This is a genomic window from Lapillicoccus sp., assembly GCF_025353065.1.
Taxonomy (GTDB): Bacteria; Actinomycetota; Actinomycetes; order Actinomycetales; family Dermatophilaceae; genus Lapillicoccus.
In genome coordinates, this window is sequence record NZ_JANXRJ010000255.1 from 1 (window position 1) to 11,139 (window position 11,139).

8 protein-coding genes are annotated in these 11,139 nt (G+C 66.9%); 5 read left to right on the plus strand and 3 right to left on the minus strand.

Annotation, left to right across the window (positions count from 1 at the left end):
- The first annotated feature begins 1,289 nt into the window (after nt 1-1,289).
- A complete protein-coding gene (locus Q0R63_RS18560) occupies nt 1,290-1,697 on the plus strand; it encodes a hypothetical protein (RefSeq protein ID WP_295700650.1) in 408 nt (135 codons plus the stop codon).
- Between the two features lie 416 nt (nt 1,698-2,113).
- On the opposite strand, the gene Q0R63_RS18565 is transcribed toward Q0R63_RS18560, so the two are convergent.
- Nucleotides 2,114-2,515, minus strand: a complete 402-nt coding sequence (locus tag Q0R63_RS18565) for a hypothetical protein (RefSeq protein ID WP_295700653.1) — start codon at nt 2,513-2,515, stop codon at nt 2,114-2,116.
- Nucleotides 2,516-2,971: 456 nt separating this feature from the next.
- Between Q0R63_RS18565 and istA the strand changes: the two genes are divergently transcribed.
- Nucleotides 2,972-4,615, plus strand: coding sequence for an IS21 family transposase (gene istA, locus Q0R63_RS18570; RefSeq protein ID WP_295700657.1), 1,644 nt, complete (start codon nt 2,972-2,974; stop codon nt 4,613-4,615).
- A gap of 77 nt (nt 4,616-4,692) precedes the next feature.
- Complete coding sequence (istB, locus tag Q0R63_RS18575) at nt 4,693-5,460, plus strand: IS21-like element helper ATPase IstB (RefSeq protein WP_295700671.1); 768 nt, start codon at nt 4,693-4,695, stop codon at nt 5,458-5,460.
- 367 nt (nt 5,461-5,827) lie between these two features.
- Here the strand turns inward: istB and Q0R63_RS18580 are convergent, their stop codons facing one another.
- Together Q0R63_RS18580 and Q0R63_RS18585 are read right to left on the minus strand one after the other, a co-directional pair.
- Entirely contained in the window at nt 5,828-6,166 is a 339-nt protein-coding gene (locus Q0R63_RS18580; protein WP_295700660.1) for a helix-turn-helix transcriptional regulator, read from the minus strand.
- A gap of 3 nt (nt 6,167-6,169) precedes the next feature.
- Nucleotides 6,170-7,195: a tyrosine-type recombinase/integrase gene (locus Q0R63_RS18585; RefSeq protein ID WP_295700663.1), complete on the minus strand. Its 1,026-nt coding sequence runs from the start codon at nt 7,193-7,195 to the stop codon at nt 6,170-6,172.
- Nucleotides 7,196-7,400: 205 nt separating this feature from the next.
- Here Q0R63_RS18585 and Q0R63_RS18590 point away from each other — a divergent pair, with 205 nt between their 5' ends.
- Both Q0R63_RS18590 and Q0R63_RS18595 read left to right on the plus strand, forming a co-directional pair.
- Nucleotides 7,401-7,529 (plus strand): ATP-binding protein, encoded by a 129-nt coding sequence (locus Q0R63_RS18590; protein ID WP_295700666.1) that lies wholly within the window; start codon nt 7,401-7,403, stop codon nt 7,527-7,529.
- Between the two features lie 1,263 nt (nt 7,530-8,792).
- Nucleotides 8,793-10,184, plus strand: a complete 1,392-nt coding sequence (locus Q0R63_RS18595) for an IS1380 family transposase (protein ID WP_295700669.1) — start codon at nt 8,793-8,795, stop codon at nt 10,182-10,184.
- The last annotated feature ends 955 nt before the right edge of the window (nt 10,185-11,139 follow it).

Here is an 11,139-nt window from a genome sequence, read left to right on the forward strand (position 1 = left end):
CAAGGGGTGGACCCCATCAGTCACCGGCGGGCGTTGACAGTGCTGCTGCCCGAGCCGGCGATGGCCTCCCTGATCGGGTCGGCGGCCCGGGGTCGTTGACGATCCCGGCTCTGGCCGCGGTGCCCGAGCGGTGCCCGTAGAACCAGAAACAGCCGATAAGACCCGGTCACCCTCGGGACCAACTCCGTTGTCCCGCAACGAACCAGGCAACACGAGCACGCTCCCCCACGGACTCCTAAAGCGGGTTGTCGCAAGTTCGAATCTTGCCGGGGGCACTCAGGGGCACTCAGACACATCCGCAAAGACCAGGCACCTGCCGGCATCTGTCGCGGTGGTGATCACTTGTGCGGCAAAGCGGGTGTCACACGGCTGGACGGTCCCGCAAGCACGCCACGTTTGCCCACGTCAACGGCCCGCGGGTCCCCTCTGGGAGGCCGCGCCGGTATGCTCGGGGGTACCAAGCGGCCCCTGAGCGGTACCCGCTAGCTAGGTGCTCGCGCTTGAGGGCACCACCATTCCCCGTCGAGGTCCGTATGTGTGCCTCACGTTGTGGCCTGGAAGTGCACCAAGCCCAAAACGACAGCCCACCGGCTAGACATGGCTGGCCGACGAGACGGGCGACCTCGTAAGCCAGGCCAGGCGACTGCCCCGGTAGGGCACGTCCGCGTTCATCACCGCCACCGCCCGAGCCGGGGCAGAGCCGGTCGTGGCCCGGGCCAACCACGGCGCGGCCCCCTCGCGGGCGCCCATGGCACCCCACCGAGTCCCGACGTCTTCGACGCCCTGACCACCTCGCCGGCTGCGCCAGATCCCGCCCCCGGGGCTGCGCGGACAAGCTGACTACCGGCCTGCCCTCTCGACGAGCCGCTACTCCTCACCCGTCGTGCACCTGACAGCCGGTGGCCGGGCAACGCCCGAGACAGCACCGGCTACGCCGTCCCGGCGCTTTACCCCGTTCGCCACAGGCACATGGCCGCGGCCGCTCACCCCAGCGCATCACCGGCCGAATACCACGCGAACCCAGCGAAAGGACCTAACATGCCGTCCGCGGCTCCCATCTTCACCGGTACCGTCGGCGCCGGCCTGCTCGTCATCGGGCTGGGCACGCTACTTGGGTCACTCAGCTCAGCGAACCTGCTCGAGTGCTGGTTGCGGTGGCCACCCGTGGCAGAAGTCGTCGACGTGCGACTCTGCCGGAGCACTCATGGGATAGCCTAGAGAGGAGACCTTGAAGAAGTGATTCCTGCGTACCGATGAGTCTGGGGGCGCCGACAACCATGAACGAGTCCGTGTCTCTCTCAATTGGGGCGCTCGCCATCTCTGGACTTTCTATTCTGATATCGATACTCCTCGGAACGCGTAGCAGAAAGTTGGCTGCCTACGACCATTCAACGCAATTGTTTTTGGAAATCGATCACGCATTTATGACCTACCCTGACCTAAGGCCATACTTTTACGACTACCGAGACTTAGATGATGCCACCGCTGATGAGGATAGGATCAGGGCGGTAGCAGAGTTGATGCTGGACATATTTGAGTGGGTGCTCCGACACGAATACGAACTGGGCGGCAAAGAAAGCGAGGGCTGGCGGGATTACTTCAAAGACTGCTTCGAAACAAGCCCAATTCTACGGTCGTTTCAGGACACTAATCCAAGCTGGCACCCGAGGGTCGGGAGATTCTTAAAGCAAATTTGAAGCGTCCGGTCCTGCCAAATGTGTACGTGCGTATCCTCAACTTCGACTCCGATTACCACTTGGTAGGCGCAAAGTTCACGGGCTAAAGTCAGACAGCCCGGGGGTAGTTTTTCGACCAGCCCTGGGAACCGGATCATTGCTTTGCTTAGTGGGTCGAAAATTTGACGAGGGTTGACAGTCTTCAATCCCGGTAGCGGTTGAAGGCCGCGGCAGTAGGGTCGGAGAGATCGGTGAGCCCGTAATGTGGGTCTGACGTGGTGAGGGATGGGGCTAGTGTCGCGTTTTGTAAGTCTTCTTGTGGTCTCCGACCGACACGACCCGATCAGTCCTCGCGTCGCCGGAGCCGCCCGGTTCACCTGGCTCACGGTCTCGGTGACACGGATCGCGGCATAGGCTTCTTAGCTGCTCAGCTCAGGTCACGACCCACGTCCATCCCTCCACCAGGAAATGACTTGCGGCACGCGACACAGCACGGCGAGGTCGGCGATACGTGCCTCAATGGTGGCGTCAGCTAGGCCAGCTGCACCCACCAATGCTGCCCGGTCCCGGGAGTGGATGAGGTCGTCGGTGAAGGCCTTCACCGCCGGGCGCAGCGAGTCAGGAAGTCGATCGAGGCGCCGCGTGCGGCGTTGCTCGGCTCGACGGGGAACCTCATCAAGGTGGGTGCCGAGGTGAGTGCGTGTGAAGAACTCGTCGACGAGTCGGGCGGTGGCCCCTGGGGAGCGTCCCGGTAGGCGCAGCGCCGCGATGACGGCGGCGGGGTCGAGCACCCGTTGTTGCAGAAGCCGTTCGATCTTGCGCAGGTGCTCGGCCGCCACCGGTGGGGCGCACCGGGTGGCCAGGTCCTCGGCCAGCGGGGCGAACCAGGGTGGCGCGGCCGTGTCTAGTCGGCGTAGGGCGCCTCTGGTCCAGGTCGGGATCCGGCCCGGATCACGTTGGTAGCAGCGCGAACACAGCCCGAGCCCGTCGTGTTCGGCGAGCCGGCCGCAGGCTGCGCAGATCCGCGGTGTTGGTTGCCTACGTGGGCGGGCCCGCCGAACGCACATCCCGCACCGTCCGGCTTCGGGACCCAGGATCCGCCACAGCCCACAGCCTGGGCAGGTTGACTTGGCAGCTTCTCGTTTGGCCTTTGAGTGTGCCAGCCTGAAGTGGCCCCGCTTGGAGGCCTTGTGATGGCTTGAAATGGCCCCACCCCCGTCCCACCGTTCCTCTACGTTCCGTTCGTCTGTCTAGGGCGATTACGGAAGGCGTGGAGGGTGAAGGAGAAGACGAGAGTGGAGCAGTTCGAAGGTATCCGACGCGATCATCGTGACGAGGGGCTGTCGATCCGGCAGCTCGCCACGAAGTATCAGGTGCACCGGCGCACGGTTCGGTCGGCGTTGGTCGATGCGGTCCCGCCGGTGCGGAAGGTCGCGGAGCGGGCGGCGCCGGTGCTGGGCCCGTACGAGGAGGTCGTGCGGGGCTGGTTGACCGCTGACCTGGCCGCGCCGCGTAAGCAGCGGCACACTGCCCGGCGGGTGTGGCAGCGGCTGCTGGAGGAGCAGGACGCGAGCGTGGCGGAGTCGAGCGTGCGGGCGATGGTCGCGGTGTTGAAGGTGCAGGTCGGCCTGACCCGCCGGGAGGTGATGGTCCCTCAGAGTCACCCGCCGGCGGAAGAGGCCGAGGTCGACTTCGGCGAGTTCCAGGCCGTGATCGCCGGGGTGGTGATGCGGGTGTGGATGTTCTGCCTGCGGCTGTCGCACTCGGGTCGGGCGGTGCACATCGCGTACGCGAACCAGGCGCAGGAGTCCTTCCTCGATGGTCACGTCCGCGCGTTCGAACGCCTCGGTGGGGTCCCGACCGGGATGATCCGCTATGACAACCTCAAGCCTGCGGTGATCCGGGTGGCCCTGGGCCGGGAACGTTTCGAGCATCCCCGGTTCGTGGCCCTGAGGTCGCACTACGGGTACGACTCGTTCTACTGCATTCCCGGCATCGACGGCGCCCACGAGAAGGGCGGGGTCGAGGGAGAGATCGGCCGGTTCCGGCGCCGGCACCTGACCCCGGTCCCGCACCTGCCGAGCATGGCCGCGTTGAACGCTGCCCTGGCCGCGGCTGATGTCCGCGACGAGACCCGACGGATCGGGTCCCGGACGGAGACCGTCGGCGCGGCCGGAGCCCGGGAGACGCTGCTGCTGAACGCGTTACCGGACAACGACTTCGACGTCGCGTTGGCGTTGTCGTGCCGGGTCGACGCGAAGGCGCGGGTCTGTGTGCGGCAGTCGTTCTACTCCGTCCCGGCCCGGTACGCCGGGATGCGGGTCCAGGTCCGCCTCGGCGCCGATACCGTGACCGTCCTCGACCACGCCACCAGCCCCACCAGCGTCGGCAGCTCGAGCTTGGGCTCGGGTGGGGTGGTGGCGACCCACACGAGGTCGTTGCACAAGGGCAGCGAGGACCTGATCCTCGACCATTACCTCGAGGTGTTGACCCGCAAGCCCGGCGCGTTGGCCGGGGCCACCGCACTGGCCAGCGCCCGCGCGGCGGGGACCTTCACCACCGCTCACCAGAGGTTCTGGGACGGCGCCCGCAAGACCCTCGGCGACAGCGCCGGAACCAGAGCGCTGGTCGGGCTCCTGCTGCTGCACCGCACCCTGCCCGCCGCCGCCCTGACCGAAGCCATGACCAGCTGCACCGCCGCAGGCCAGTACGACCCCGACATCGTCGCGGTCACCGCCCGCCACACCATCGCCCGAGCCGCTACGTCCGCCCCCGGCCTCAGCCCAGTTCCGTTGCCACCACACGCCCCCGGTGCTGCGGGCGCCACCCGAAAGGCTCCCAGCCTTGCTGGGTACGACGACCTCCTGACCCACCCCATGACCGGCGTGACGTCACCCGTGACCTCACCGGTCGCCCTGAAGATCGGAGCCAGCTCATGACCCCTGCTCAAACACGACCCGGAAGCACGAGCAACACCCCCCGCACCCCCCGGCCGCCCACGATGGCCGTGACCGCGATGTCGGACCAGGCAGCCGACCTCGCCATCGCGGGTGCGTGCCGGCTGCTGATGTTGCCGACCATCCGGCAGGAACACGCCGCGATCGCCGAGGCCGCCGCCCGAGAACGACTGTCTCACAAAGCGTTCCTCGCTGAAGTCCTTACCGCCGAGTGCGACGACCGCGACGCCCGACGCCGGATCCGCCGGGTGATCGAGGCCAAGTTCCCCCGCCCCAAACGCCTCGACACCTTCGAGGTCCACGCCGTGCCCGACCTACCCCCCGCGACCCTGGCCCACCTCGCCTCCGGCGCCTGGATCGACGCCGGGCAACCCCTGGTCCTGCTCGGAGACTCCGGCACCGGCAAGACCCACCTCCTGATCGCGCTCGGCACCGCCGCCGCGGAACAAGGCCGCCGGGTCCGGTACGTGACCACCGCCGCCCTGGTCAACGAGCTCGTCGAAGCCGCCGACGACAAACAGCTCTCCCGCGTCGTGGCCCGCTACGCCCGCCTCGACCTGCTGTGCCTGGACGAGATCGGCTACGTCAGCCTCGACCCCCGCGGCGCCGAGCTGCTCTTCCAGATCATCACCGCCCGCGAGGAACGCGCCTCCATCGCCTGCGCCTCCAACGCCCCGTTCTCCGAATGGGGCGCCACCTTCACCGACCCCCGCCTCGCCGCCGCCGTCGTCGACCGACTCACCTTCAACGCCCACATCATCCAGACCGGCACCACCTCCTACCGCCTGCGCGCCACCCGCGGCGCCACCACAGCAGCCGCCACGTGAACAGAGTCACCCGCCTTCAGCAGCGCGGCGCGCTCTCTGACCGCCCGTGGTCCCACTCGCCCGGCCACCCCGACGGCGGTAAGCCCGCTGACGACACGCCCCACCAGGGCAGTACCGCGCCAGCCGACCAGCACCCCCCAACGGTCGAGGCAACCGAGACCCGCACTCCTCACACACCCTCACCCAGATAACGTAACGCGCCAGACATGACCCGACCAAAGGCGAGGTGGGGCCAAATCAGATCATCACAGCGGGGCCAAATGGGGTTGTCATTCTCAGGCCTTCCAGTAGCAGGGGGTGCAGCGCCCCCGGGCGTGGAGTTCGCTCGAGCCGCAGTCCAGACAGTCACCGACCGGGGCCATGGTGCTCAGAATGGTGGTGGTCGATGACCACCGGGCGTGCGCCCCTGGCCGGCAGCGGCGGTGGTGGGTGTGTCCGGGTTCGTCGATGCCGATGTGGGCGGCGCTGTCCGGGCTGAGGTGGTGTCGAGCTCCAGCAGGTCGTTGGGGGTGCAGTCCAGCGCGGCGCACAACGCGGCCAGCGTTTCGAGCTTGAGTTGCGCCGGCTGGCGGGTCAGCAGGGTAGACACTGAGGCCGCAGACAACTCCAAGCCGCCCTTGTCGGCCAGCAGCCTGCGCAGCTGAGCTCCAGTCCAGACCTCGCGCTGTGCGGCGGCCATCCTGAGCCGCCAACGGAATACGGCCATGAGCTACTCCTCGTCCAGTCCGGCAAGTGTCGTCGAGATGGCCCGGCGGTACGCGTCCTCCACGAACGTCGCCGACGGCGTGACGTACCGCATCGTGGTGCCCACATTCCAATGCCCCAGCATCTGTTGGATCGCGACCAGGTCGATGCCCCGCTCATAGTTACGGGTCGCGCAGGCGTGCCGTAGATCGTGCGGGCTGAAGCGTTCATGCACCGGACGACCCTCCTCCAGACACAGGTGTGCCAGCCGGTTGCGGATCGATCCGGAGTTCATCACACCACCACCCTCGTCGCAGAACAACACCGGACCGGAGACCCGGAACCTTGGCCGGACCTCCTGCAGGTACCAGCGCAGGATCAGCGCCACATCGTCCAGCATCGGCACCCAACGCGGACGCGGACCGGAGCCCTTAGCCGCCTTCCCCAGCCGGACGTGGACCTTGCCGAACGGGCCACGATCGAAGTGCAGATCGCGGATCTCCAGGCTTGCAGCCTCGGCCGAGCGCAGCCCCGCGTGGTAGAGCGTGCGGAACATGGCGTAGTCACGCGCCGGTGGCGTCCACTTGCGAGCCCCCTCCATCCGCAGGCGAAGGAAGGCGAAGAACTCCTCCATCCGCTGCGGCGTCGGCGGCGGGCGCGTCGCCGGCGAGTCGCTGCTGACATGACGACCGGCGTGGAAGACATCAAGGGGGTCCGACAGGCGCACTCCAAACCGCGACTCGATCTCCGCGGCGTGCCGTGCCTGCAAGAAGGCAAAGAAGGACTTGAACGTCCCGACATACCCTCGACGGGTCACCGCCCCCACGCCCCGCTCGATCAGCGCAGCCACCACCGCATCCACGTCCGACGCGGTCAGCTCCCACGCCGGCTTGGCGGCCAACGACAAGAAACGCTCCAGGACGCCGGTCCCGTTGTCGATCGTGACCGGGCTGAAACCCCGTGCGACCTGGCTGGCCACGAACCCGTCCACACAGACCGACTGGTACACCAAAGGATCAAGGAACTCCACAGGGATCGGCAGTGCAGCCATGCCCGCAACGCAGTGCAAGTTCGGACGCTCAGCCATCGCATACCTTCCGCCCAGTTCAGGACTTCAAGTGCCACCTAACAGTTAAGCCCTGCCCCTGACAAACCCCTCGACGCCACGCCGTTGCTGAAACCACAGGTCAGCAGGCACATCCACCAAATAACCCCGCGACGAACCTGTGGGAAGGTCAGTTTCGTTCGACGAGCTGATGCCCAAAACCCTCGCGACCGCGACCGTCGACCGGCTCCTGCACCACGCCCACATCTGTCAGACCACCGGCGACAGCGTCCGCCTGACCCAAGCCCTCGCCGGCCAGGGGGTGAGCCCCTTGACCTGACCCACCCCATGAGGCCGGAGGGTGGCCAGCACTGGGCAGATCCCATGGCCACCACCGGGCAGTTCTCGTGACCGTCACCGGGCAGGTCTCACGACCGCCTCTGGGCAGATCTCAATGGCCCTTGACACTCTCTCCCCATGTCTGGATCACGGCCACGCGTCGGGATCACAGCATCGCCCTCGACACCGAAACCTCCATGTACTTGTGGCTAAACCCCCCGGAGCTCGAGCAGCTCCTCGAGCACGTGCGGCACCTCGGGGGCAATCCTGAGCTCATCCTTCCCGACTCATCCCTGAGCCCGTGGTTCAGCTGAACGCGGCTGTCCCCAGGCAGCCGACCCGCCCTCGCATCTTCCGCCGGCCTCCGGGCAGCTTCAAGGGCGTTTCGCGTCGTACGCGATGGCCTCCGGCCACCCTTGACCCCACCTCTGCGGCCGGCGATGAGCTCCGCGATCGGGTCGGCGGCCAGGAATGGTCGATGACGATCCCAGTGCTTGGCCGCGGTGCCCAAGAACCAGAAACACCAGCAAAGACCAGCAAAGACCCAGTGCTCATAAACCCTGGTCTCATAGACTGGGTCATCAGCGACCTCACCAGGGCGACCCGGAGCCGGGACAACATACCGCCGCCGGACGCGGTGCCCTTCAGCCCCAGCACGCCACACCAGCATCGCCGCAGCTCAGTCAGGCCGCACTACCCACAAAGGTCGCAGAACCGCCTATACGGAGGAAGTCAGAACCTCTCAAGGCCATTGACAATGGCTCGATCAGTCCCCGAGGATCCCCGTAGCGTTCCGTGTATGAAGGGAGTCCGAGTGGTGATCTATCAGTACTGTTGCGACCAAGACGGACCCTGCGAGGTCAGTTTGCCGATGGGCACGGCACCCAAAGTGGTCCCTTGCCCACGATGCGAGGGGAACGCCCGGCGGGTGTTCTCCAGCCCCATGGTCTCCCAGGTCGATCAACGAGCCATGCGCCTCATCGACTCGACCAAGGCCACCAGCGATCGCCCACACGTGGTCACCTCCATCCCCCCAGGCGCAGGGCGATCCAGACAGCCGATGGCACCTGCGAACCCGGCGCTGCGGCGGTTACCAAGGCCGTGAGGGGCCCGTGTCCCAGTCCACATTCACTAGCCTCGATCGTTCACGGGTTGTGACCTGACATCGGCTGTGGAAGCGCGAAAGTGCCTGTCGCGTAACGAGATACTGAACTTCTCTAGGATTCAGCAGTCTCATTCGGAAGGCACTTCGCAGGTGAAGCATATGTCGTGGTCCACGGGTTTGTCGTTCTCGGCTGACGGGTCCGGGGTGGTGGCGCACGCGGGGAATGTGGCGACCCGGTTGTTGGCCGACCGGGTCGGTCTGACCGGTGCACTGTCTGGTGCGATGGTCCGTCGGGGGTTCACCCCGACCCACGACAGGGGGCGAGTGCTGGTCGATGTCGCGGTCCTGATCGCCGGCGGCGGGGAGGCGATCGCTGACATCGACGTCCTGCGCCATCAGAGCGAGGTTTTGGGGTCGGTGGCGTCGGCGCCGACGGTGTGGCGGGCCCTGGACGAGGTCACCCCAGCCGTCGCGAAACGGATCGACAAGGCCCGGGCCCGGGTCCGTGAGCACGTCTGGTCCCAGCTGCCCGGCGGGCTACCCGCGTCCAAGGTCGCCGACACCGACCTCGGTGAGACCGTCGTCCTGGACGTCGACGCCACCCTCGTTACGGCGCACTCAGAGAAACAAGGTTCGGCATCCACGTTCAAGAAGGGGTTCGGCTACCACCCCTTGGGTGTCTGGTGCGATAACACGCAAGAGAGCATGGCGCTGATGCTGCGGCCTGGGAACGCGGGCTCGAACACCGCCGCCGATCACATCGCCGTCCTCACCGCGGCCATCGCGCAGGTCCCCGCGGCGTACCGGCGGAAGCTGTTGATCCGCGCCGACGGGGCCGGGGCCTCCCACGGGCTGCTTGAGTGGCTCACCGGGTTGGACGCGAAACGCGGCCGGACAGTGGGCTATTCGGTCGGGTACGCCGTGACCGACAAGGTCCGCGACGCCATCGTCCGGGTACCGAGGACGGCGTGGCAGCCCGCGGTCACCGCCGCCGGTGAGCCCCGGGAACACGGCGACGTCGTCGAGATCACCGGCATGCTGAACCTCAGGAACTGGCCGGCCGGGATGCGAGTCCTGATCCGCCGCGAGCGCCCCCACCCCGGCGCGTCCCTGACCTTGTTCGAGCACGCCGATGGGTGGCGCTACCAAGCCGTGGCCACCAATACACCCGTCGCCAACGGTGGGCAGGTCGCGTTCCTCGAAGCGAGGCACCGCGCCCACGCCCGGGTCGAAACGAGGATCCGGCACGCCAAGGACTCCGGCATCGGCCGGTTCCCGTCCCGCGAGTACGCCATCAACCAGGCCTGGACCATCGCCGCATCGATCGCCGCGGACCTCATCGCCTGGCTCCGGCTCCTCGCCCTGCCCACCGCATTGAAGGCGTGCGAACCGAAAGCGCTGCGCTACCGGTTCCTTCAGGTCCCCGCCCGCCTCACCCACGGCAGCCGCCGCCGACACCTCCGTTTCCCCCGGACCTGGCCCTGGGCGGGCGAGATCGTCGCCGCGTTCACCGCCATTTGCGCGCTCACCACGATCCCGTCCCGGACCTAAAGGCTTCACCCCCACCTGTCCGACCACAAACGAGCACCACCCGGAGACCCGCCCCGCAGCGCCACGCGGCCCACCGGCATACCCCCGGCCCCGAACCCGAGCCACCGGCCTTGACCTACGCCTCAGCCAGCCTCATGAAAGACCGAGGCTAGGGCAACACCTTCGTCGCCCGTGGGCTACCCCTGTCACGTGGGTGGGCGGGGGTCATGGCTGGCAGCAGGGCGGGCAGCGATCCAGGCGTTGATGAGGACTCTCGGCGCAGGGTGGGAGGGATGTACCGGCCGGTAGGCCGCTCCGACCGGGTCCGAAGCCTGGTAGCCGGGACCATCTGGACGACCGGGTCTACGTTAGCCCGAGATGCTGACCCACGTCGCATGCCCATGCGTGCCAGTAGCCGCCCGGCCAGCGGCGCGAAAGGGTCGGGCAAGACGCGGGCGGAGTTGGCGAACACCGGGTACTGGGACTATCAACATTTCGGCACCAGCTCCTCGGGGATAAAGCGACCCCGGGATTCGGGTCTGGACGTCGCCGTCACGGACTGATCAAGCTGCACCACCGGATTGCTCAAGCCGCAGAAATCTGGACAATTTAGTCAGGGGCCTACACCCTGATGATCGGTGAGGCCCCCACCGACGCTCCTCTGACATGACCTCTCACCCCAGCTCCCCAAGCGCAGGAAACCTTCGTTCGTGCCCGCCAGCACGCTGTTCGGCCCTGACTCGACACCAAGACCCATACCCAAACGCCGACTAACCCGGACGAATGGCCAGACTACGCCACTTGGCGCCCAGTTACCGGCAGCCGCCTCAGCTCAGCTCAGCCCTGATCCACCGATTAGTGGTCGCGTTGGGCGGGTCGTGGCACGCGAATGCCCTTGTGGGGCGGGAGGATTGGACTTGCTAAGGGTCTGATCCGAACCGTCCGAAGGGGCATCCGACAGGTGCAAGCATCGCAC

Excerpts from the sequence above, each read along its gene's own strand:
- istB (WP_295700671.1), top strand. The coding sequence starts at position 4,693 with ATGTCGGACCAGGCAGCCGACCTCGCCATCGCGGGTGCGTGCCGGCTG.
- Q0R63_RS18590 (WP_295700666.1), top strand. The coding sequence starts at position 7,401 with ATGCCCAAAACCCTCGCGACCGCGACCGTCGACCGGCTCCTGCACCAC.
- Q0R63_RS18595 (WP_295700669.1), top strand. The coding sequence starts at position 8,793 with ATGTCGTGGTCCACGGGTTTGTCGTTCTCGGCTGACGGGTCCGGGGTG.
- Q0R63_RS18585 (WP_295700663.1), bottom strand. The coding sequence starts at position 7,195 with ATGGCTGCACTGCCGATCCCTGTGGAGTTCCTTGATCCTTTGGTGTAC.
- Q0R63_RS18580 (WP_295700660.1), bottom strand. The coding sequence starts at position 6,166 with ATGGCCGTATTCCGTTGGCGGCTCAGGATGGCCGCCGCACAGCGCGAG.